The organism is Xanthomonas sp. 4461 (assembly GCF_024806475.1).
Classification (GTDB): Bacteria; Pseudomonadota; Gammaproteobacteria; order Xanthomonadales; family Xanthomonadaceae; genus Xanthomonas; species Xanthomonas arboricola_F.
Window position 1 is genome coordinate 361,913 of the sequence record NZ_JANTYV010000003.1, and the last position, 24,297, is coordinate 386,209.

A 24,297-nucleotide genomic window follows, 5' to 3' on the forward strand; every position below is an offset into this window, starting at 1 on the left:
CATGGCTCCTTTCGCGCGTGGGCCTCAGCGCATCTGCACGCTGATGCGTTTGCCGGCAGCGGGTAGATCGAAAACGATCTCGTCGAAGTCGGGTTTGCGCATGCCGGTGGGGTTGTTGCTGAAGCCGTAGCCTTCCACCGGCATGCCGATCAGGTTGGTGTCCAGCTTGCCGTTGCTGTTCTCGTCGTGATTGATCATCACCGCGTAGCGTCCGGGGGCAAGATTCTTGAACTGGATGTGCGGCGTAGCGCTGGTGATCGGCACCGTTTGCGCCTGCACCGGCGGCTGTGCGCTGTTGAACTGCGCGGCCGAGGCGATCACCGCAACGCGCAGCTTGCCTTGCTGCGAGCGCAGGCCGCTGGCGCCCACGTCCAGATCGGCGGCGTTGGCGGCAGCGCTGCCAAGCAGTCCGGCGAGGGCGACAGCGGCATAAGTGCGGGCAAGCATGCAACTCTCCTTGCAACGATGGGGATGCGGTGCGTGGAGCTCGATGGTACGCAGCACACCAGCCTGGCTGCGGTGGCGGCCGTCGCACATCGACCGATGCACACCGACGACAGACAGTGCGGCACTGCTCGCACGTGCATGCAGCGCATGCCGAACCGGTGTGCGAGCGCGCGAAGCGCTGCTGCGTGCCATCCGCGACTGCCAACCTCACCACACCAGCGGCAGCAGGCGCCGGCTCTGCGCGGCATAGGCCGGGTAGGCCACCGGAAAGGCACGCTGCAGTGCGGCCTCTTCGATCCGAATGCGGTGCAGGAAGACCAACGTCACCGGCACCACGATCGCCGCCACCGACAACGCGTTACCCATGCCCAGCGCCAGCCCGTAGAAGGCCATCAGCGCACCGGTATAGGACGGGTGACGCAGCCAGCGGTATGGGCCGCTGCGCACCAGTTGCTGGTCTGGCTGGATGGTCACATCCACCGTGAACCAGCGTGCCAGCACCTGGATGGCCCACACGCGCAGCGCCAGCCCACTGACGATCAGGGCGCAGCCGGCCCACTGCAGCGGTGCGTACCAGCCCTGCGGCCAGCGCGCCAGCCCGCTATAGGCCAGCGCCACCGCAACGGCCAGCGCCACAGACAGCACCCGCCACAGCTGCTGCAGCGTGCCCTGATCGTGCGCGCCGCCATCGCTGGCGCGGCGACGGCGGCTGAGCAGCACTTCATGGCCACCCCAGATCAGATTGAGTGCGAGAAACAGACTGGAAGCAGACATGGCGTGACTCCGGGGCGATGGATGGCTGGGTGATGCCAGTGTGCGCAGGCGTTGCGCCCCGCACAGGGGCCGCAGGTCATCGACCCCACCTGCCGGAAGTCACTTTCTGCGTGCGCACCATTGCCGAGCGGCCACGCGGCGGTCAGCATCGCCATATGACATGCCTCCTGCGCGACATCACCAAACCGCTGAACCTGGCCGGCGTGCTCACCATCGCCGGGGTCATGTTGTCGTTCGGCCCGGAGCTCGCGCCGTACGGGCAATGGCGCTGGCCCACGGTGATCGCCTTCACCCTGCTGTTCCTGCTGCGCTACCTGCTGCCGCCACGGCCGCTGCCGCAGCATGGCGCCCTGTTGCTGCAGGCAGTGCTGGCGGTGGCCCTGGTCTGGCTGGAGCCGCGCACGGGCACTTCGCCGGTGCTGCTGGTGCTGGTGGTCGCGCAGGCGGCGATGCGCTGGCAACCGCCGCAGGTGCTGGCGCTGATGCTGGCGCTCAATGCGGCCATGTATGCGGTCTTCGTGCAGGCGCACGTCCCGCGCCCATTGCTGGTGGTGGTCATCTACACCAGCTTCCAGGCCTTTGCCGCGCTGACCGCCAACTACGCGCGCAGTGCCGAGCGCGCGCGCGATGCGCTGGCCTACGTCAACGCCGATCTGCTGGCCACCCGCGCGCTGCTCGCCGACAGCGCGCGCGACGCCGAACGCCTGCGCCTGGCGCGCGAGCTGCACGATGTGGCCGGGCACAAGCTCACCGCCATGCGCATCAATCTGCGCCTGCTCAGCGCCGACCCCGCGTTGGCGCAGCGCGACGACATTGCGGTGCTGGAGCAGCTGTCTGCCGAATTGCTGGCCGACATCCGCAACGTGGTGCAGTCCATGCGCGACGATCGGGGCCTGGACCTGCAGACCGCGTTGCGCGCGCTGGCCGCACCGTTCCCGCGTCCGGCCCTGCGCCTGCGCATCGACCCGGACGTGCGCATCACCGATGCCCGCGTGGCCGACATGTTGCTGCGGCTGGTACAGGAGGCGCTGACCAATGCCGTGCGGCATGCCGATGCCGACGAAGTGGCGGTGCATCTGCAATGCGAGAATGCGCAGCTGCGGGTGGACATCGAAGACGACGGCCGCCGCGCCGAGCGCATCCGCGAAGGCAACGGCATCACCGGCATGCGTGAGCGCCTGGCGGCCCTGCACGGCCAACTCGACCTTGGCCTCACCCCCACGGGCGGCATGCATCTGACTGCGAGAGTTCCGGTATGAGTCCACTCGCGCCGGGCGCATCCGCGAAGGCAATGGCATCGCCGGCATGCGTGAGCGTCTGGCGGCCTTGCACGGCCAACTCGACCTTGGCCTTACCCCCACGGGCGGCATGCATCTGACTGCGAGGGTTCCGGTATGAGTTCACTTCGAATCGCCCTGGCCGACGACCAGATCCTGGTCCGCGCCGGCTTGCGCGCCTTGCTGCAGCAACAAGGCGTGGAGGTGGTCTGCGAGGCCGACGACGGCCAGGCATTGCTGGATGCGCTGAGCACCACCTCGGTGGATGTGGTGCTCAGCGATATCCGCATGCCAGGCGTCGACGGCATCCAGGCGCTTGAACAACTGCGCGCCCGCGGCGACCGCACCCCGGTACTGCTGCTGACCACCTTCGACGACAGCGACCTGCTGCTGCGCGCCACCGAAGCCGGCGCACAGGGCTTCCTGCTCAAGGATGCCGCCCCCGAAGACCTGCGCGATGCCATCGCCCGCGTCGCCGCCGGCGACACCCTGCTGCAACCGGTCAGCACCGACCCGGTACGCGCGCGTTACCAGTTCCGCGACCAGCAGGCTCCGAGCGAGACCTTCAGCGAACGCGAGGTGGCGATCCTGCGCCTGCTGGCCGGCGGCTATTCCAACAAGGAAATCGCCCGCACCCTGTTCCTGGCCGACGGCACGGTGAAGAACTACGTCTCCACCATCCTGGAGAAGCTCGGCACCCGCGACCGCACCAGGGCGGTGTTGAAGGCGATCACGCTGCGGGTGATTTGAGGGCGGGGATTGGGGAGTCGGGATTGGTAAGAGCGCATCCCGGGGCCGGCGTGAGGGTGGGATTGGGATTGGGATTGGGATTGGTACAGGCGCTACCGCGCGGCGTTTGGTTGGGATTGGGAGATCAAGAGTTGGCAGTGGGGGGCAAGCGCTTTCGGCAGCGGCAGGCGACAGAGGACAAGCAGTAGCCGATGCAACCAGGAGCTCAAAGCCCCTCTCCCGCCTGCGGGGGCTGGGGTGAGGGTACGGGCGAAGCCAGACGCTGAACCCGACAACACGGGGCTTCGCCCATCCCTCCTGGGCAGCTTCGTGCGAATGGTCGACGAGATAAGGGGAACCCTAAAGCCCCTCTCCCGCCTGCGGGAGAGGGGTTGGGGTGAGGGTACGGTGCGAAGCCAGGCGCGCTGGCGGGTCAACCAGGCTTCGCTCAAGACGCCTGCTCCATCTTGCTGTTTCAAAAGCAATTTCCAGCATCCGTCAGCCTCCGGCAGCAACCGTAAGATTGCCGTCAGGTCCCGCAGCGGGCCACCCGCGAAGGTGTCCCGGCGGCCACTGGCGCCGCCCGGAAACGCGCCGCGCTCCGGTCTGCTGCGGAGCTCGTCATGCGCTTCTTCCAACATCTTGGCTTGCTGTTGATGGTGTCCGTTGCAGTCGCGTGGTCGTCCCCGACGCAGGCCGAGTTGCCAGGTCCATGGATCCAGGCAGCACTTCCGGCGTGAATTGCGAGTTGAGCCAACCGCGTTATGCGCCGTCGCTGCAGCACCCGCGAGCCTGTCGGGGCAGGCTGCATGCCGCCGGCAGCGCGGGAGCGAATGTCGCGCACGAGGAGTTGGCCGACGTCTGGTCGAGCAACCTGTCCTTGCGAGGGGCTCGGCTGTGCGAGGACCGCCACTGGCGGCCCTCGCGATGCGGCGGCTGTCGGTATCCGTGTGACGGTGGTGACCGCCGGCGGGGACGACCTGAGCTCTAGGGAGTGATCTGCGGATCGTTGCCCACCTCTGGGTCGCAGCTGAAGGTTTCCCCACGCTGCAGGTCCTCGACGACCACCATGAAGAAGATCAGTGTCGAGCGATCGTTGGCATTGCGAAACGAGACCCAGCGGCCGTCGGGGTCGTACTCGATGTTGCTGATCTGATTCTGCGAGTCGGAACTGATCAGCTTGCGAATCCTGAAATTGAAGCCTACCGCCTCGTCGAACCGGTAACGCATGGTGACGTTGCGATGGTGGCCCGGCACCAGCACCATCCCTGGCTGGTAGTGATAGTGGTACTTCCCGTGGCCGGTATTGCCGCCGATCTCCACATAGGCCACCGACATTGCGCAATCAATGTTCGTACCGGGATGGCACGCGATCTTGTTTTCCTGTTCCGTCATGACGAGGTCTGTTCCTTGAGGAGCGGGGCGTAAAAGGAAACGAACCCCGGGTGACGGTAGCCCGCCTGATACAACCACCCGAGTTGTTGCATGACTGCCGCCTGCCGGCCCAGGAGGATCTGCGCCCGGACCCATGGATCGAGCAGGGCCTTGTTGTGGCTGGCACCGGCGTCGGCACCGAGTACCGCCACCGCGCGCTCCCAGCATGCGCGCGCTGCCGCTGTCTTGCCGGCTGCGGCGTGTTGTTCGCCTTGCCATACCAGTGCGTGGGCAAGGGTGGTCGGTCCTAGAGGATCTTGCGGCCGGTCGCGCTGCAGGGCCTCCAGCCGGGCGACGCTGGCCTGTAATGCCGCCGCACGGGCAGCCGCTGCATTCGGCTGCAGATACGCCAGCCGCAGAGCGATCACCGCGTCCAGCCATTGCCATTCCGGCAACGGCTGACGCTGCTGCAGCAAGGGTGCCAGGCGTTGCCGGGCCTGTTGCAGTGCGCGTTGCCCCTGCGCGGGCCGTCCGTCCAGTGCGGTCGCCCAGCCGATCTGCGCGTAGGCATGGGCCAGGTCGCGCTGCCATTGCAGGTTATCCGGCTGCAGGGCCACCAACGGTTGCAGGATTGCCACGGTCGCCTGTGCATCGGTCTGCGCTTGCGCGTTTTGACCGCGTGCCAGCGCCAGGTTGGATGCCAGCAGCAACGAAGTGGCCAGCCGACGTCGCCATGTGTCTGCATCGGGCGTGGCCGCCACCAGCGTACGCAGCATGGCGATCTGTTCGCGGTACCCGGCTTCGGCCGGCGCCAGCAGACCTTGCGTCTCCTGTGCCGAGCTGCGCCAGGACAGGCCATTGATCAACTCATATCGCACATTGGTGTTCTCGGGCGCGGCGGCAAGCACGCGCTGTTTGAGCGCAATCGAGCGGGTGAACAAGGGGATGGCGCTGGCTGAATCGCCCACGTTTTGCGCGAGCGAACCGAGATTGGTGAGCGCGTAGGACAGTTCCAACTGCCAACGTGGGTCGTGCGGTGCGGTGCGTTGCAAGTCCTCGGCAATGGCCAGATAGCGCGACCAGTGCTCACGCGCCAACGCTGGTTGCTTGCGTTGATACTCCAGATACCCACGCCAATACGCGGCCTGCCCGGTCTCTGCCCGTGCCTCCAGCAAGGACGGCGCATGGTGCACCGCTTGCTCGGCGATAGTGGCGGCGCGCAGGAATGCCGCTTGTGCCTGATCGAGCTTGCCTTGGTTCATCAGTACCTCGCCGGTCGTGCGCAAGGCACGCGCATGGTTGACCAGCTCGTCCGGCTGCATGCCGGCGCTAGGCAAATCCTCCAGATACCGCAGTGAGCGGCTGCCCACGCTGTCGAGCAGCTTGAGGTTGCCAACGGTGCGCAACTGCTCGGCCAGATCGCCCAGCATGTAGCCCACCAGTTGCTGCGCCTGGTCGCGGCGTTCTTCTGCCACCTGCTGGGCCTGTCGCGCCTGCCAACCGAGCAGGAGCGATGCGCTGGCCAGCACCACCAGCAAGGTGGCGGCTGTCGCATACAGGCCGCGGCGGCGTCGCTGCGAGCGCTCGCAGGCGCGCAGGAATGCCACGTCCACCGCATCCAGGTCCTGCGGCATGCGCCGCGCGGCTTCGCGCGCTTCGCTCAACGGGCGCCCGCTGTTGAGCAGGTGATCGCTACGCCGGCCCTCGCTTGCCCAACGCTGCGCGGCCAGCTGCAGGCGCTTGCGTGCCTGCAGCAGCCGGCGATTTTCGTGGATCCACTCGGCCGCGCGGGGCCATTGCCGCAACAAGGCTTCGTGCGCCACCGCAAACCCCGGCTCGCCGGCCACCAGCTCGCTGACGAATAGCCGCGCATGCACGAAGGCAGCGACCAGCGCGTGCGCCGCACCGTCGGCCGGCAATGCCGACCAGGGCGCACGGCGTGCGGTCACCGCCGCGCTGTCGGGGTGGATCACGCTCAGCTGTGTCAGCACCTCGCCCAGTGCCGCTTGCGCAGCGGCCGGCAATGCACGAAAGGTCGCTTCGGCGTGATGCGCCAGCGCGCCCTCCAGCCCACCCAGTGCGCGATAGGCCGCAAAGGTCAGCAGGCCATCGTCGCTGCGCTGCGCGTGCAGCGCATGCAATAGATGCTGCAACAACGGCAACGCATCGGGCTGGCGCGCGGTGGCATCGCGCAGTACATCGTCCAGGCGGCTGGCGCTGTCGTGTTCTTCTTCGAAGCGCAGCCCGGCCATGGCCGCCGGCACGCGAATGATCTGGCCGATCTCGCCATCGCGCGGTGGCAGCAGATCCACGTGCCCGTCGCCGCGTTTGAGCTCGACGATGTCCGGCAACGCATCGATCAGGCGCGGATAAAAGTCGCTGCGGGTCAGCAGCAGCACCGCCACATGTGCGCTGCTGCACAGCGCCTGCAATGTGGCGGCCAGCGCGCTGCGGTCGGCATCGGTGATGCCGGGCGTGGCCACCATGGCTTCGGCATGGTCGATCACCAGCAGCAGATGCCGCTGGGCCTGTGCGCTATCGCGTGCGGGTGCGCCTTGCCGCATCGCCTCGCCGATGGCGGCATGCAGCGGGGCAGGGTGCTGCAACCACTCGGCAAGCCGGGCCAGTTGCGCGGGCGAGAACACCGCACGCCCGGCGACTGACCACTCGCCAAGTGCGCGCGCGAGCGTGTCGTGCACGTCGCCGCCGCGGCATTGCGCCAGGTTGCAGTACGTCACCGCCACCGCTTCCAGCCCATCCAGCCCGCCGGTGTGCGACAGCAACGGCACCACGCCGGCCCGCAGCAACGAGGTCTTGCCGCAGCCGCTGGCCCCGCTCACCAGCACCAGCCCGCGCTGGCTGTGCAGCTGCGCGCGCAACGCGGCCACCACCTGCGCAATCGCATGGCTGCGGCCGAAAAACACCTCTGCGTGCGCCGGATCGAAGGCCTGCAGACCCACATACGGGCTGCCCTGCGCCCACGATTGGGTGCCGATCACCGCGCCGCGATAGTCCTGCGGAAACACCACCTTGGGCAGCAGCCGATAGCCGCGTTTGCGGATGGTTTCGATGTAGCGCGGCTGGCGGCTGTCGTCGCCCAGCTTGCGGCGCAGCTGGGCGATGGTCTTGTGCACCGGGTTGTCGCCGTAAAAGCTGCCGTGCCACACCTCGATCAGCAATTGCTCGGCGCTGATCACTTCGCCGGCGCGCTCGGCCAGTGCGATCAGCACTTCCATCATGCGCGGTTCCAGCGCGATGGTCTGGCCGTCGTCGATCAGCGTCAGCCGCTCCGGTTCGACCAGCAACGGACCCAGGCGGAACCGCGGAACGGAGCTCAGCTGCGTGACGCGCTCGCTACGAAGGGACATCGGTCGAATACCGGTCGTACAACTGGAAGGGGCCTGGACAATCGTCAACAGACACGGCACGGCAGGCCCGGAAAATAGCACAGCCGTTGCGGTCGCAATCGCCCGATCTCGCGCTTTCGCCGCGGCGGCGCCTGTGCGCAGGCTGGCGTGTCGGGGCGTGGCGCAATGGCGGCAAGTGCGGCGATGCACGTGCTGGCCGGTTGTCGTGCCGGGCGCGCAGCCCTCCATACAGCAGCGTGTGTTGCGCATCAGGCTGTTTCGCATGCGGTGCACCGATTAAGATGCCGCCAGCATCTTGCTGACCAGGAGTTCACGTTGATCATCCATCCCAAAGTGCGCGGTTTCATCTGCACCACCACGCATCCGCTTGGCTGCGAGCGCAATGTGCTCGAGCAGATCGCCGCAACGCGCGCACGCGGCGTGCGCAACGACGGCCCGAAGAAGGTGCTGGTGATCGGCGCGTCCAGCGGCTACGGCCTGGCCTCGCGCATCACCGCCGCGTTCGGCTTCGGCGCCGACACGCTGGGCGTGTTCTTCGAAAAACCCGGCACCGCCAGCAAGGCCGGTACCGCCGGCTGGTACAACTCGGCCGCGTTCGACAAGCACGCCAAGGCCGCCGGTTTGTACAGCAAGTCGATCAATGGCGATGCGTTTTCCGATGCCGCGCGCGAAAAGGTGATCGAACTGATCAAGACCGAGATGGGCGGCCAGGTCGATCTGGTCGTGTACTCGCTGGCCTCGCCGGTGCGCAAGCTGCCGGGCAGCGGCGAAGTGAAGCGCTCGGCGCTCAAGCCGATCGGCCAGACTTATACCGCTACTGCCATCGACACCAACAAGGACACCATCATCCAGGCCTCGATCGAGCCGGCCAGCGAGCAGGAGATCGACGACACCGTCACCGTGATGGGCGGGCAGGACTGGGAGCTGTGGATCGACGCGCTGGAAGGCGCCGGTGTGCTCGCCGACGGCGCGCGCAGCGTGGCCTTCAGCTACATCGGCACCGAAATCACCTGGCCGATCTACTGGCATGGCGCGCTCGGCAAGGCCAAGGTCGATCTGGACCACACCGCGCAGCGCTTGAATGCGCGCCTGGGCAAGCACGGCGGCACTGCCAACGTGGCGGTGCTCAAGTCGGTGGTCACCCAGGCCAGCGCCGCGATACCGGTGATGCCGCTGTACATCTCCATGGTCTACAAGATCATGAAGGAAAAGGGCCTGCACGAAGGCACCATCGACCAGCTGGACCGCCTGTTCCGCGAGCGCTTGTATCGCCAGGACGGCCAGCCCGCCGAGCTGGACGACGAAAATCGCCTGCGCCTGGACGACTGGGAACTGCGCGACGACGTGCAGGACGCCTGCAAGGCGCTATGGCCGCAGGTCACCACCGAAAACCTGTTCCAGCTCACCGACTACGCCGGCTACAAGCACGAGTTCCTCAAGCTGTTCGGCTTCGAGCGCGACGACGTGGATTACGATGCCGATGTGGATCCAGACGTGAGCTTCGACTGCGTCGAGCTGAGCTGAGAGCAGGGATTCGGGAATCGGGATTTGCAAGAGCGGTGGGTGACTGCATCGCTGATCTTCGGCGAATCCAAATGCGTTGCGGCAAGGACAATCGGCAAGCGATGCCGGTTGCCCTTGCTGTTACGAATCCCAAATCCCAAATCCCAAATCCCCGCCCCCAATGGACAAACTGATCGCCTTTCTGGTGCTGGCCGTTCTGGTCAGCGTGGCCTGCGCCGTAGTGCTGCGCTTCGTCAGGTTGCACTGGTCATTGAAGGCGATCGCCAATCTGTTGATCACCACGGCGGTCGTCTGCGCCGTGGTGATGCAGGACGGCTCTGCACCGCCCTGGAACCACGCCTTGCTGATCACGCTGTTCTTCAGCGTCCCGGCGTCGCTGTGTGTGGTGCTGCTGAGCGCAGGATTCAAATGGATTACCAACAAACGCCGCACCCGTGCGCCCGCCTGAAACGCGTGAGCGCAGCGAACAACACCTGGCAAGCACCTGCACGCCGCCCTGCGGCCGCAACAACGCGTCAGTTCTGAGCGCACCGCGCTCCGTTAGCAACAAGCCTGGACAGAGCGCCGAAAGCCAGCGCTCCTAAGCTCTTACGATTCCCGATTCCCGATTCCCGGCGCGTCAGCGCCGCACATCGAACCGCGCATCGCCCACGCAGGCCTGCACATCGGCCACCGACAGCGGATTGAAATCGCCCGGAATCGAATGCTTCAAGCAACCGGCAGCCAGGCCGAAGCGCACCGTGTCGTCCAGCGACCAGCCTTCGATCAGGCCGTGCAGCACGCCGGCGGCAAACGCGTCGCCACCGCCGATGCGGTCGATGATGGGCGTGAGTTCCTCGCCGGGCGCGCGCGCCACCTCGCCACTGCGCGGCACCAGCATCGCGCCCAGGCTGTGGTGGTCCACGTTATGCGCCACGCGCTGCGTGCAGGCCATCAACTGCAGCTGCGGGAATGCCGCAAACGCCTGCTGCGCGGCCGCTTCCACGCGCGCCTCCAGCGTGTCCTGCGGGAACTCGCCACCGAGTACCACCCCGATGTCGCGGTAGTCGGCAAACACCACATCGGCGCAGTCGAACAGCTGATGCAGGATGCCGCGCGCATCGCCCTGCCAGCGTTGCCAGAGCTTGGGCCGGTAGTTGCCGTCGAACGACACCTTGACCCCGGCCGCACGCGCGGCGCGCGCCGCCGCCAGCGTGGCCTGCGCGACATCGGCGCCCAGCGCCGGGCTCACCCCGGACAGGTGCAGCCATTGCGCGCCCTCGAGCAGGGCCGGCCAGTCGTAGGCATCGGCAGGCGCCAGCGCAAACGCCGAATCGGCGCGGTCGTAAACCACTTCGCTGGGGCGGTGGATCGCGCCGGTGGTCAGGAAGTACAGGCCCATGCGGCCATCCACCCGCCGCACATGCCGCGTGTCCACGGCGTGCCGGCGCAGCTCGCCCAGCACTGCCGCGCCCAGCGGGTTGTCGGCGACGGTGCTGACCATGGCCACGTCGTGGCCGAAATGCGCCAGCGATACGCCGACATTGGCTTCGGCTCCACCGCAGTGCACGTCCAGCCGCGGCTGCTGCAGCAGCAGTTCGTGACCAGGCGCCCCCAGGCGCAACAACAACTCTCCAAAACACAGGATGCGGGCGTGACTCATGCGGCAATACCTCGGCTGTGTGGTGCGTCACGGTGTGGGGAACCCGCTGCGCGACAGGATGACCATCGGTGTCATTCTAGCCGCCGCAAAACCTGGCGGGCCAGGGGCATGATGCGACCTGGAGTGACCGCTTGCACCCCTTTGGGGCAGATTTGGTGACGTTTTCTGCTGCGCTGCAAGATGTTGAACGACGATTCAGCTGGTAACGTCGTTTTGACCAGCGGTGTCATTACCGCTCACAACCAGACATTCATGTTGTTCATGGACCCTTGGGAGGGGAGGACATGCAATTTCGGACCACCAACCGGAAGACACCGGTTACCTTGCTGGCATTGTCGATCGGCCTGGCGCTGAGCGGCCATGTCGCCGCACAAGAGGCCGCCCAATCACCTGCCGAGCCTGCCGTGGACCTGGACACCGTCACGGTGACCGGTTACCGCGCCTCGGTGGAAAAGGCCCTGGACATCAAGCGCGGCGAAGCCGGCGTGGTCGATGCCATTGTCGCCGAGGACATCGGCAAGTTCCCCGACCTCAACCTCGCCGAATCGCTGCAGCGCATCCCCGGCGTGGTGATCACCCGTGAGGCCGGCGAAGGCCGCGCCATCTCGGTGCGTGGCCTGGGCCCGGAGTTCACCCGTGTACGCATCAACGGCATGGAAGCGCTCACCACCGTCGGCGCCGGCGACCAGAGCGGCGGCACCAACCGCGGCCGCGGCTTCGACTTCAACGTGTTCGCCTCGGACCTGTTCTCGCAGCTGATCGCGCGCAAGACCGCCTCGGCCGATGTGGAAGAAGGCTCGCTCGGCGCCACCGTCGACCTGCGCACCGCACGTCCGTTCGACTACAACGGCTTCACCTTCGCCGCCAGCGGCCAGGCCGCCTACAACGCGATGGCCGAGAAGGCCAACCCGCGCGTGGCCGGCCTGATCGCCAACACCTGGGCCGACAACACCTTCGGCGCGTTGCTGTCGGTGGCCTACACCGAGCGCGAAGTGCTGGAAGAAGGTTCCAACACCGGCCGCTGGGCCAATGGCCCCAGCAACGGCGGCTTCAGTGCCGCCTCGCCGTTCGCCGCCGCGCGCTCGGCCGATGTCTATCACCCGCGTTTCCCGCGCTACACCCAGCAGATCCACGACCAGCAGCGCCTGGGCGTGACCGGCTCGCTGCAGTGGAAGCCGTCCGACCGCACCACGCTGTCGCTGGACATGCTGTATTCCAAGATCGATGCCAAGCGCGACGAGCACTACATCGAAGCGATCTCCTTCAGCCGCAACCGCGACGGGCTCACCCCGCGCCGTGCGGTGCGTGACGGCAAGCCCGCCACCATCGTGCGCAACGGCGAGATCCGCAACAACGCGCTGGTCTATGGCGAGTTCGACAATGTCGATATCCGTACCGAAAACCGCCACGACGAGTGGAACACCGAGTTCAAGCAGATCAGCTTCGACATGGAGCATCGCTTCAACGATGCCTTCAGCGTCAATGCCCGGGTCGGCACCTCGCGCTCTGCGCACGAGAACCCGATCCAGACCACCATCATCATGGACAAGTACGACGTCGACGGGTACAGCTACGACTACCGCGGCAACAACCGCGCGCCGGTGCTGAACTACGGCATCAACCCGACCGATCCCAACGGTTGGGAACTGGCCGAAATCCGCCTGCGTCCGCAGTCGGTGGACAACGACTTCGACACCGGCCAGATCGACTTCAACTGGAACGTCAGCCCCGGTTTCCGCCTCAAGGGCGGCGTGCTGGCCAAGAACTACACCTTCAGCACCGTCGAACTGCGCCGCGCCAACGAGCTGGCGGTTCCCAACTTCGCCAACGGCACGCCGATCGTGCCGGCGGACCTGACCCAGCAGGCCGGGCTCAAGGGCATCAACGGCAGCCCCAGCGCGTGGGTGGTGCCCAACCTGGATGCGGTGGCCGACCAGTTCGGCATCTACAGCAACAGCGGCACCTTCGCCGTGGCCCCGCGCGTCAACAACAGCCGCAGCGTCGAAGAAAAGGACCGCGGCGTGTGGTTGATGGGCGAGTTCTCCACCGACCTGGGTTCCATCCCGCTGTCGGGTAACTTCGGCGTGCGCTATGTGGAAACCGAGCAGGAGTCCACCGGGTATGCGTTGATCAACAACGCACCGGCGCTGACCACCGTCAGCCGCAAGTACGACAACACGCTGCCCTCGTTCAACCTGGTCGCCGAGCTGATGCCCGACCTGCTGCTGCGCCTGGGTGCGGCCAAGGTCATGAGCCGTCCCGGCCTGGGCAGCCTCACCCCCGGCGTCACCGTGGCCGTGGCCGGCGGGTCGCGCACCGTGGCCGGCGGCAACCCGGATCTGGACCCGATCGAAGCCACCAACGTCGACCTCGGCCTGGAGTGGTACTTCAACGAAGGCGCCATGCTCGGCGTCGGCGTGTTCTACAAGGACATCGAAAGCTTCATCCAGACCGCGCGCGAAGTGCGCCCGTACTCCAGCAGCGGCCTGCCGGCCGAACTGCTGGCAGGTACCGGTGCCACCGTCAATGACGACTTCGCCTTCAGCATCCCGCTCAATACCCCGGGCGGCGAATTGAAGGGCGTGGAAGCCAACTACACCCAGCCCTTCACCTTCCTGCCGGGCAAGTGGGCCAACCTGGGCGTGCAGCTCAACTACACCTGGGTCGACTCGCAGATCCAGTACCTGGCCAGCAGCGGCGCACCGGTGATGAAGAACGACCTGCTCGGGCTGTCGCGTTCGTCGTGGAATGCCACGCTGTTCTACGAGGGCGAATCTTTCGCAGGGCGCGTGTCGGCCACCAACCGCGACGACTACCTGACCCAGGCGCCGGGTTCGGAAGCCGGCTTCAACGTCGATGGCGTGCACGGCATGACCGGCACCACCATGATCGACGCCTCGCTGCGCTACAAGATCAGCAAGCAGCTGGAGCTGAGCCTGGAAGGCATCAACCTGACCAACGAAGCCTCCGACGAGTGGGTGTCCTCGCCGCGTACCGGCCAGTTGCCGCTGCAATACGGCGAAACCGGCCGCCAGTTCCTGCTGGGTGCCCGCTACAAGTTCTAAGTGTTGCCCGCCCGCTGCGCACCTGCGCAGCGGGCCCTATTCCAACGCCTGATCGCATTGCCGCCTGCGCCGGAGTTCCGTGCGCGCATGCAACGCGGTGGGCGTGATTCAAGCCGCAGACACCGCATCGCGCCAAACAAGGTCGCGCCGCATGGTGGCCGGTGATGTGACGAGTCGACGCCCGTGGCCCGTGGGGAGGCTGCACGCGTCTTTGCAGCCGCGCCATTGGAGTGAGTGCATCATGCAAGTCCGTTCGCGTCGTTCCGCCTCACGGGCGGCCGCTCGCTTGCCCACCGCGCGTCTGTCGGTGGCCATCGTCCTGGCGCTGCACGCGGCCACGGCCGTCGCGCAAACCGTCGGCCCGCCCGTCACGCCCACCGATGCGGTGGACCTGGACCGCGTGCAGGTCAAGGCCACCTACCGCGAAAGCCTGCAGCAATCGCTGGATGCCAAGCGCTACAGCGTGGAGCAGGTGGATGCCATCTACGCCGAAGACATCGGCAAGTTTCCCGATCTGAATCTTGCCGAATCGATGCAGCGCATCGCCGGCGTCTCCATCGACCGCGAAGGCGGCGAGGGTAAGCAGATCTCCGTGCGCGGCCTGGGCTCGGACTTCACCCGCGTGCGCATCAACGGGCTGGAAGCACTGGCCACCGCCGGCAGCGGCAGCGATGGCGTCAACCGCAGCCGCGGTTTCGACTTCAATACCTTTGCCTCTGAACTCTTCAGCCGCGTCACCATCAGCAAGACCCAGTCGGCGCAGATGGATGAAGGCTCATTGGGCGCCACGGTCGACCTGCGCGGCTCGCGCCCGTTCGACTTCGACGGCTTCGAAGCGGCCGCGTCCACGCAATACGGCTACAACGATCTCTCGCGCGAAAAGGACCCGCGCTTTTCCGGCCTGATCAGCAACATCTGGGCCGATGGCCGCGTCGGCGCGCTGATGTCGGTGTCCTACAGCGAGCGGCATCTGCGCGAGGAAGGCTACAACCCGGTGCGCTGGGAGCACGGCAACTACCGCAACTCCAACCAGAGCACCGCTACCAACAACGGCACCTACGGTTTCTGTTCGCCGGTGGGCTACAACCCGCAGACCCCGCGCAACCCGCTGGCCAACGAAACCCCTGCCGGGGTCGGCTCGCAGGCCAACCAGGACCGCAACAACGGCTGGGGCAGTTACGGCATCAGCGCCGCCAACTGCGGCACCGGCATCCCGCGCCCGGCCAACACGCCGGAGAACATCCAGGCCTACGAGACCGCTACCAACGCCTGGATTCCGCGCTACCCGCGCTACATCCGCACCGACCACGAGATCAAGCGCCTCGGCGTCACCGGCGCGCTGCAATTCAAGGTCAGCGACGACACCTTGCTGAACTTCGACATGCTGTATTCCAAGCTGGACAAGGACCAGCGCGAAGACTCGGTCGGCGCCAACCTGCACCGCACCGCCAACTTCGGCGGCAAGACCCAGATCGCCGTGCGCGAAGCGCAGGTGGACGACCAGAACCGCCTCACTTATGGCGTGTTCGACAACGTCGACTTCCGCACCGAGTCCAGCAACATCGAAGAATCCACCGAGTTCAAGCAGTTCAGCCTGGACCTGCAGCACCGCTTCAACGACCAGGTGCGCGTGAATGCATTGGTCGGCCACTCGACCTCGGACTACGAACGTCCCGAGTTCTCGATGGTGAGTTTCGACAACACCAATCTCGATGGCTTCGTGCTCGACCGCCGCGGTGGTGGCGATTACCCGAGCATGAGTTTCCCCTTCGATGCGGGTAACCCGAATAACTGGCAATGGCTGGGCTATGGCGCAGTGCCGGTCAACAGCAACGGCACCGCGCGCGGCACCAACATCAGCGAGGTGCGGCTCAACCCGCAGTCGGTGGGCAACACCTTCGACACCGCCAAGGTGGATCTGGAATTCAACATCAGCCCCACCTTCACCTTTCGCACCGGGCTGGCCTACAAGAACTACGACATGGACACGTCGGAGTCGCGCAACATCTCCTACGGGCGACTGGCGCAGGCACTGCCGGCCGGTGTGGGCGTGGGCGACCTGAGTACCAACCTGGACGGCTTCGGCCGCAGCTTGAACGGCAACTTCCCCACCACCTGGGTGATTCCGGATTTCCAGAAAGTCGCCGACCTGCTCAACATCAATTGCGACTGCGACACCGGCGTGCCCGGTGGCGACTACCGGCTGGCCGATGTCGGCCACTTCGGCTCGTCCAACAACAATTTCGCCGTCAACGAAAAGAGCCTGGGCACCTACCTGCAGCTCGATTTCAATACCGACCTGTGGGGCCGCGCGCTGCGCGGCAACCTGGGCGTGCGCTATGTGCAGACGCAGATCGCCGCCAGCGGCTATGCGCCGTGCACGGCCACTGCGGCCGGTGCGATTTCGCCCAACTGCCAGTCGTTCTTCGGCGTGGCCAGCGCCACTGCCGCGGCCGGTGAGCGCCTGCTGGTGCCCACCACCGTCAACCACAACTACCGCGACATCCTGCCCTCGTTGAACCTGTCCTGGGATGTCAGCGACGAGGTGGTGTTGCGCTTCGGCGCGGCCAAGACCATGGCGCGCCCCACGCTGGCGTATCTGTCGCCCAGCGTCAGCGGCGGCCCCACCCAGTATTTCGACGACGGGCGCTTTTTCTCGATCAACCTGGGCAACCCCAAGCTCGACCCGTTCCGCTCCACCAACTACGACCTCAGCGCCGAGTGGTATTTCCGCGAAGGCTCGCTGCTGTCGGCGGCGGTGTTCTACAAGGACATCGACAGCTACGTGCAGCGCACCCGCGTGCTCAGCACCTGGGAAGCGATGGGCTACTCGCTGGACCTGCTCCCCGCAGGCTTCACGCCGGACACCATCTTCAACGTGCAGAGCTACTTCAACACGCCTGGCGGCCCGCTCAAGGGCTTCGAGCTGACCTACCAGCAGGCGTTCGACTTTTTGCCCGGCTTCTGGCGCAACTTCGGCGTGCAGCTCAACTACACCCAGGTCGATTCCAAGATCAATTACCTGTTCAGTACCGCAGGCAGCAGCAATACCAGCATCACCACCACCGCCACCGAGCGCGACCTGCTCAACCTCTCGCCGCAGTCCTACAACGCCACCGTCTATTACGACGACGGCCGCTTCAGTGCGCGCGTGTCCACCAGTTATCGCGATGGCTACATCAACAACATCCTCGCCCAGGAAGACGTCTACGACCTGGATGGCAAGCGCCTGGTCACGGCCGACGTGACCGGCAAATACAGCGTGGAAAACGTGGATTTCAACATGTCCTACAAGCTCAACGACCAGCTGTCGCTGACCTTCGAGGCCATCAACCTGCTCGACACCCCCGACCGCCGCTACGTCGATTCCACGCTGGAACTGCCCGACAAGTACACCGTCACCGGGCGCCAGTACTACATCGGCGCGCGCTACAAGTTCTGACCAGGAGAGCGACATGCAACCGCATCGCAGAACCGTCTTACGTCAGTTGGCCGCCACCGCGTTGGTGGCCGTGGCAGGCCTGTGCAGCAACGCCGCCATCGCCGCCGACCCGGTCTACACCGTGGCCAAGCAGGGCAGCGCCGGCTACCGCACCGTGCAGGCCGCCATCGATGCGGCCGTGCAGGGCGGCAAGCGCGCGCAGATCAACATCGGCGCCGGCACGTACCAGGAGCTGATCGTGGTGCCGGCCAACGCCCCGGCACTCAGGCTCACCGGCGCCGGCCCCACCCAGACCATCATCACCTACGACAACTACGCCTCGCGCATCAATCCGGCCACCGGTACCGAATACGGTACCTCCGGCTCGTCCAGCGTCATCATCGCTGGCAACGACTTCACCGCGGAAAAACTCGCCTTCGGCAATCACGCCGGCCCGGTGGGGCAGGCGGTGGCGGTGCGCGTGGATGGCGACCGCGCCGCGTTCCGCAACGTGCGCTTTCTCGGTTACCAGGACACGCTGTACCTGCGCGGCGCCAAGCTCTCGTATTTCCTCGACTGCTACGTCGAAGGCACCGTCGACTTCGTGTTCGGCGCCGGCACCGCGCTGTTCGAAAACGTACAGCTGCACTCGCTGGGCGATGGCTATCTCACTGCTGCCTCCACCCCGCAGGAAAGTGCGCGCGGTTTCGTATTCCGCAATGCGCGCGTCACCGCTGCCAGCGGCGTGTCGCGCGTGTTCCTGGGCCGGCCATGGCGCCCGTACGCCAGCGTGAGCTTCATCAGCAGCCAGCTCGGCGCGCACGTGCCGCCGGAAGGCTGGAACAACTGGGGCAACACCGCCAACGAGGCCACCGCCCGCTACAGCGAGTACCAGAGCACTGGCGCCGGCGCCAACCCGTCGCGCCGCGTGAAGTGGTCGCGTCAGCTCAGCGCCGCGCAAGCCGCTGCATTGGATCGCAACACCATCCTCGGCACCTGGAGGCCGTTCTGATGATCAAGTTCTCTACCTTGGCATTCACCGGCGCCTTGCTGCTGGCCCCGCTCTCGGCCATGGCCGACAAGATCGCCGACAACATGCTGCTGCTGCAGACCGCCTCCGGCGGCTGGTCCAAGCAGTACAAGGGCGTGGCCGTCGACTACACCCGCACCTTCACCGCTGCGGAAATCGCCGAGCTGCAGCAACCCGGGCGCAAGGACGACGCCACCATCGACAACAAGGCCACCACGTACGAAATCACGTACCTGTCCACCGCCTTCAAGAACGAGAAGAACGCCAAGTACATCGCCGCCGCCCGCCGCGGCGTGGACTACCTGCTCAAGGCGCAGTACGCCAACGGCGGTTGGCCGCAGTTCTACCCGGACCTGTCGTCCTACCACCACCAGATCACCTACAACGACGACGCCATGGTGCGCGTGCTCAACCTGCTGCAGGACATCGGCGAGGGCAAGGGCGATGCCGGCGCGCAGCTGCGTGGCAGCCACGGCGCCAAGTCCACCCAGGCGGTGGCCAAGGGGCTGGAATGCGTGCTCGCCACCCAGGTCAAGATCGGCGGCACCCTCACCATCTGGGGCGCGCAATACGACGAGGTCACGCTCAAGCCGGCCAAGGCGCGCGCGTACGAGCTGGCGTCGCTGGCCTCCAGCGAGTCGGTCAGCATCGTGCGCTTTTTGATGCGCCAGCCCAACCCCTCGGCCAAGATCAAGACCGCAGTGCAGGCCGCCGCTGTCTGGTTCGACACCCACCGCATGCGCGACCTGGCTACCAAGAAGATCGACGACCCCACCCAGGAAACTGGCAAGGACGTGATCCTCGTCGCGCAGCCGGGCGCCTCGCTGTGGGCACGTTTCTACGACCTGCAGAATCAACGCCCCTTGTATGCCAACCGCGACGGCAAGGCCCTGACCGACTACATGCAGGTGCCCAACGAGCGCCGCGTCGGGTATGCCTGGCACGGCACCTGGCCGGACAAGCTGTTGAAGGACGACATTCCCAAGTGGAAGGCCGCAAACGGGCTGTAGTGGACGCAGCCATCGCACCACCGCACGCGGCGCATGCTGGCGCGCGCAGCACGCAGGCACGGCATGTACGCTCGTACGTGCCGGCCCGCGTGCCCGCCGCCAAGCGTGCGCCGCGTGCTGCGTTGCGGTGGCAGGTTGCAGTGGCTGTCGCCCGTGCGGGGCGGCAGTGGTTGTGAAGCAGTGGTTTTGAAAAGTGGTTTTGAACCAGACGAGGTGCGTGTGCTGAAGGTTTGGATGGGTTTGTTGTGTCTGATCGCGCTGCCGGCAAGTGCGGCCACCCCCACGGCCCCGGAGTTGCTGTTCCGGGTCTCGGCCGACCGCGACCTGCAGGCCGATGTCGCCCGCGGCGACGGCGTGCCCAACTTCCGCGACAAGATCACGCTGGTACCCACCGGCAAGCGCGGCAACGCCATCGAATGGGCCGACGACGGCGTGCTGTCGTGGAATGCGCCCGGCAACCTCTACACCCAGCGCGGCACGCTCGGCTTCTTCTGGCGCGCGCGCTACCCGGTTGGCGAAGCACCGTTCGTGATCTTCCGCGTCGGCTATGCCGACCACACCAGCTGGGACATGGCCTGGCTGCGCATCGACTGGAACGGCCACGGCTTCGATGCCTTCGTCACCGACGCCAACCTCGCGCGCACCCGCGTCTCCTTCAAGCTCGACAAGAACCCCGCCGCCAACGCGTGGACGCATATCGCCTTCGCCTGGGACGAAACCCGCGGCGTGCGCCTGTATGTCGATGGCAAGGAGGCCGCACGCGTGGACTGCGGCGCGCCCTGCGCCAACGGCGGCGCACTCGACTTCGACGCCGCGCTCGACCAGTTCGGCCTGGCCGGCCGCGTGATGTCGCCGCACCAGGTGCAGAGCCGCTACAACTTTTTGCGCGGCAGCGACTTCGACGAGATCCGCATCTACGACCGCATGCTCGATGCCAGCGGCGCCGCCGCACTCGCGCGCCTGCAGGAGCCCACCACCGCTGAAGCACCCACCGGCAACGCGCAACACGCCGCCTTCCTGCACCGCTACGGCTGGGACAACGGCCACGCACCGCCACTGCTGGACGCACCGGTCACCCGCATCCGCAAGGTGGAGTTCGCCGACGCACGCGACCTCAAGCAATGGATGTGGAAGGCCACCGACGGCATCGCCGAGACCACCTGGCCCGGCGTCTACAACCGCTCGCGCCTGCCGGGGCGTAACGACTACTTCCAGCTGCCGGACTGGAACACCTACGTCGAAGGCGGCAAGGCGCTGGACCTCACCCTGCCGGACGAGCCGGTCAACCGCATCGAGCTGCGTGGCGCCGCCTATGGCCAGGCCAGCTACAGCGCGCCCGCTGCCGCCGGTGCAAGCAGCGCGCAGGCGCAACCACTGTTCGCACGCGCACAAGGCGTGGTGCGCAGCGTGGACCAGTTCCCCGAGCGCCGCGGCGGCACCCTGCGCTTTGCCAACACCGCGCAGGAAACCCCCATCCAGGAAATCTGGGCCTACAACGTGCAGCCGGGCGCCGTGCCCAAAGGCAGCGCGCAACTCAGCTATACCGTGCGCAGCGACATCCAGCCCGACTACGACAACCTCGCACCGCTGCGCGATGTCATCGCCGGCCGCTACCCGCCGGGCGAGCGCCAGACCGTGGTCGCGCTGCCCACCAAGGCGCCGGCGCGCAAGCGCCCCAGCGACAAGGCCGCAGCAAGCGCGCAGCAGCCCATCGTGCATATCCTGGTGCCGTCCAGCCTGGGCAACCCGCCGCCGGACCAGGCGCTGATGCGCAGCTGGTCCTACGGCTGGGAGAACATGCACGACGGTCTGGACGGCATCGCCATCACCCTGCCTGCGCTCAACCTGCCGGCCACCCACAACGGCAGCATCCCGCTCAACATCCGCATCAAGGACCCCATCTGGCCCGCACGCGACATGATCGATGTCTCGGTCGCCGTCGCCCCCGGCCAGCAGCGCACGCTGTGGCTGGACCTGCGCGACAGAATCCTCAGCAACGACAGCCTGATGCTCAGCATCGCCGCCGCCGCGCCCGGCTTCGATGCCAATGCGCTCGACGGCACCCAGCTGCAGCTGGTGTTCAAGCCGCGCAATGAGGCCATCAAAGAGCACGTCGCCGACCGCTTCAACCAGGTCAAGGACAACTGGGGCTTTCTGGTGGAAGAGCACACCACCTCCAAGCGCCAGCTGCTCTACAAGCGGCTGGATGCCGACATCACCGACCTGCTGCGCGTCGACCCGGACCACGCGCTTGGGCGCGAATACTGGAACGACATCAGCTACGCCAACCAGGGCGCGTTGCCTGTCGATCTGCCCACCGTGCCCAAGGGCGTGCCCGCCTGGGCGTTCTGGCAGTTGCAAGACCTCAGCGCCACCCGCCGCTACATCCGCTGGTGGATCGAGCAGCGCCAGGTGGCCTACGGCGATTTCGGCGGCGGTATCTCCGACGACTCGGACCTGGTGCAGCAATGGCCCGGCGTCGCCCTGATGGGTGTGGACCCGGACATGCTCAACGCCTCCATGCTGGCGTTGTCCGATGCCAACTACCGCAACGGCATGTTCACCAACGGCCTGTCCACCATCGAAACCGACGAGCTGCATGCCTACGAGGAGGGCATCAACCTCAACAGCGCCCTGCTGTACCTCAACTGGGGCGACCCGCGCACCGTCGAGCGCCTGATGGAAACGGTGAAAGCCTTCGACACCATCATCCAGGTCAACCCGCAAGGCCACCTGCTGTTCGCCAGCAACTGGTTCGGCGGCCGCAAGGTCTACCGCGAGCCCAACTGGCAATGGCAAAAACCGTACTCCTTCCCCATCGTGCACCCGGCCATCCTGCTGGGCGGCTATAACGCCGACCCCAACAGCCGCCGCATCGTCACCGGCCTGGCAGACGGCTATCTCGCCCACGCCCATACCAACGCCAAGGGCAACTGGGCGCTACCCAACGAGATCAACTGGCAAACCGGCAAAACCCGCGGCGGCGAACTGTTCGAAGGCAGCGGCGGCGCCGACACCTTGCACACCTTCTGGGCCGCCTACCGCTTCACCGGCGAGCAGCGCTATCTCAAGCCCATCGACTACCGCGTGGCCAACAGCGGCCCCAACGGCCTCTCCCTGCTCAACGAGAACTTCCTCGACGTCATGGGCAAGCGCAACGACTGGAGCGGCAAGCTCATCGATGCCGCCAACAAGGACGACGGCAGCGCCCCGGACTTCCCGCACCATGTGGCCTGGGAGCACACCGGCAACCTGGAGTATCTCGCCGCCATTTACCGCAGCGAGGCAAGAGAGAAACTGCAGAACTTCTACATGAACACCGAAGGCCACTGGTGGAGCGACCGCGTGGAATCCCCCACCGTCAACCTGCAACGCGCCCGCCTAGGCGGCGTGGCCCTCAAGCGCAACCAGACCTACCCCGGCCACACCGTGAGCTGGCGCTTCGCCGATCCAGAGGCCGCCACCCAAGTGGCCATCGCCATCCCCGCACCCCAGCAAGACCGCTTCACCGTCATCGCCTACAACACCTCCAGCAAGGCGCAGCGCGCCAGCATGACCGGCTGGAACGTCGCCCCGGGCCAATGGCGCATCACCCAAGGCGTGAGCAAAGGCAATGACGGCAAGCTCGACAGCAACGCCAAGACGCAAGAGCGCGCTTTCGAAAAAAGCGCATCCATCGACATCGACTTCCCCGCAGGCCGCACCACCGTCCTGCAGCTCGAACGCATTGCAGCCACCACTCCGGTTGAACTGCGCCCGGACCTGGGTATCGGCCACGGCGACGTGCGCGTGACTGCCGATGCCATCGAGGTCACCGTGCACAGCCTCGGCCATGCGGATGCACCGGCAGGGTTTGTGGTGCTGGAGGATGCGCGTGGCAAGGAGCTGGCGCGGGGCGCGTTTCCGGCGCTTGCCGCACCGCGTGATCTGCAGCCAATCACCACCCAGGTACGCCTGCCACTAACCAACGCGGCAAATCTAAAAACCGCGCAATTGCGTGTGGTGACCGAAAGCAACGCCCCAGAGATTACCGACCTCAACAATAATCTCGCTCTACCCACTCCAGCCAAGCCGGCAACCGCAAAAAACAGCCAATAACCCAACACACCAATCCCTTCTCCCGCACGCGGGAGAAGGTGCCCGAAGGGCGGATGAGGGCAAACCCGATAAACCCAGCAATCAATCGCGCAAGCGCATTGACGCAATCCAAAAACTCGGCGAGGATCGAGACACGCAGTACTTAATGCAGCCGCAAAGCCACACATTTCGTCAGGGGGAAGAAACAATGTTGAGCAAGGCATGGAGCATCGTGGCGCTGAGTGTGGCCGCGCTAGGGATGGGGCATAGCACCTGCGTCAGAGGGAGATAGCTGAAAAGCGGTGACTTCAAGCACCCGTGGCGATATACCATTCCCAGAGAGTCGGCGAGTATCACGTTATGCCGCGCTGAGGCCGTCCAATACTAGTTAGATTACTTCATTAGAGCTATATGGCTACTGCCGAGAAAAAAGCTACAACCACTGAGCTACCCGTTTGCTTCTTGATCATGCCAATCGCGGATCCAGATGGGTACGAAAAGGCCACTTCACGCGTGTCTACGAGGACGTATTCAAGCCTGCATGCCAAAAATCGGGATA

General features: G+C 65.9%; 14 protein-coding genes and 1 pseudogene. 10 read left to right on the forward strand and 5 right to left on the reverse strand.

Annotated features, from left to right (window positions below):
• Positions 1–24 precede the first annotated feature (24 nt).
• Positions 25–447, reverse strand: a complete 423-nt coding sequence (locus tag FHY19_RS13865; protein ID WP_259166708.1) for a DUF2141 domain-containing protein — start codon at positions 445–447, stop codon at positions 25–27.
• A gap of 207 nt (positions 448–654) precedes the next feature.
• Positions 655–1,221: a PEMT/PEM2 methyltransferase family protein gene (locus FHY19_RS13870; RefSeq protein ID WP_259166709.1), complete on the reverse strand. Its 567-nt coding sequence runs from the start codon at positions 1,219–1,221 to the stop codon at positions 655–657.
• A 32-nt stretch (positions 1,222–1,253) separates the two neighbouring features.
• Between FHY19_RS13870 and FHY19_RS13875 the strand changes: the two genes are divergently transcribed.
• From FHY19_RS13875 to FHY19_RS13885, 3 genes and pseudogenes are all read left to right on the forward strand, one after another.
• Entirely contained in the window at positions 1,254–2,480 is a 1,227-nt protein-coding gene (locus FHY19_RS13875) for a sensor histidine kinase (RefSeq protein WP_259166711.1), read from the forward strand.
• A gap of 7 nt (positions 2,481–2,487) precedes the next feature.
• Positions 2,488–2,619: pseudogene (locus FHY19_RS13880) on the forward strand (sensor histidine kinase); the annotation flags it as partial.
• Positions 2,616–3,248, forward strand: coding sequence for a response regulator transcription factor (locus FHY19_RS13885; RefSeq protein ID WP_259166712.1), 633 nt, complete (start codon positions 2,616–2,618; stop codon positions 3,246–3,248). The pseudogene FHY19_RS13880 and the gene FHY19_RS13885, both read left to right, overlap by 4 nt.
• A 966-nt stretch (positions 3,249–4,214) precedes the next feature.
• Here FHY19_RS13885 and FHY19_RS13890 read toward each other — a convergent pair.
• Positions 4,215–4,622 carry a hypothetical protein gene (locus FHY19_RS13890; protein WP_259159280.1) on the reverse strand — a complete coding sequence of 136 codons (408 nt, stop codon included), beginning with the start codon at positions 4,620–4,622 and terminating at the stop codon, positions 4,215–4,217.
• Complete coding sequence (locus FHY19_RS13895; RefSeq protein ID WP_259166713.1) at positions 4,619–7,969, reverse strand: winged helix-turn-helix domain-containing protein; 3,351 nt, start codon at positions 7,967–7,969, stop codon at positions 4,619–4,621. The genes FHY19_RS13890 and FHY19_RS13895 overlap by 4 nt, the downstream gene beginning before the upstream one ends.
• A gap of 315 nt (positions 7,970–8,284) precedes the next feature.
• Between FHY19_RS13895 and fabV the strand changes: the two genes are divergently transcribed.
• Positions 8,285–9,493: an enoyl-ACP reductase FabV gene (fabV, locus tag FHY19_RS13900; RefSeq protein ID WP_259166714.1), complete on the forward strand. Its 1,209-nt coding sequence runs from the start codon at positions 8,285–8,287 to the stop codon at positions 9,491–9,493.
• Between the two features lie 160 nt (positions 9,494–9,653).
• Complete coding sequence (locus tag FHY19_RS13905) at positions 9,654–9,941, forward strand: hypothetical protein (RefSeq protein ID WP_259166717.1); 288 nt, start codon at positions 9,654–9,656, stop codon at positions 9,939–9,941.
• 171 nt (positions 9,942–10,112) lie between these two features.
• Here FHY19_RS13905 and FHY19_RS13910 read toward each other — a convergent pair whose 3' ends face one another.
• On the reverse strand, positions 10,113–11,135 hold the full coding sequence (locus FHY19_RS13910) for a sugar kinase (protein WP_259166719.1): 1,023 nt from the start codon (positions 11,133–11,135) through the stop codon (positions 10,113–10,115).
• Positions 11,136–11,419: 284 nt separating this feature from the next.
• Between FHY19_RS13910 and FHY19_RS13915 the strand changes: the two genes are divergently transcribed.
• The 5 genes from FHY19_RS13915 (at position 11,420) to FHY19_RS13935 (ending at position 23,759) form a co-directional block, all read left to right on the forward strand.
• Positions 11,420–14,200 carry a TonB-dependent receptor gene (locus FHY19_RS13915; protein ID WP_259166720.1) on the forward strand — a complete coding sequence of 927 codons (2,781 nt, stop codon included), beginning with the start codon at positions 11,420–11,422 and terminating at the stop codon, positions 14,198–14,200.
• A 241-nt stretch (positions 14,201–14,441) separates the two neighbouring features.
• Positions 14,442–17,642, forward strand: a complete 3,201-nt coding sequence (locus FHY19_RS13920) for a TonB-dependent receptor (RefSeq protein WP_259166723.1) — start codon at positions 14,442–14,444, stop codon at positions 17,640–17,642.
• Positions 17,643–17,655: 13 nt separating this feature from the next.
• Positions 17,656–18,633: a pectinesterase family protein gene (locus FHY19_RS13925; protein WP_259166725.1), complete on the forward strand. Its 978-nt coding sequence runs from the start codon at positions 17,656–17,658 to the stop codon at positions 18,631–18,633.
• Positions 18,633–19,661, forward strand: a complete 1,029-nt coding sequence (gene pelA / locus FHY19_RS13930) for a pectate lyase (RefSeq protein ID WP_259166726.1) — start codon at positions 18,633–18,635, stop codon at positions 19,659–19,661. The genes FHY19_RS13925 and pelA overlap by 1 nt, the downstream gene beginning before the upstream one ends.
• Positions 19,662–19,895: 234 nt before the next feature.
• Entirely contained in the window at positions 19,896–23,759 is a 3,864-nt protein-coding gene (locus FHY19_RS13935) for a LamG domain-containing protein (RefSeq protein WP_259166731.1), read from the forward strand.
• Positions 23,760–24,297: the final 538 nt, after the last annotated feature.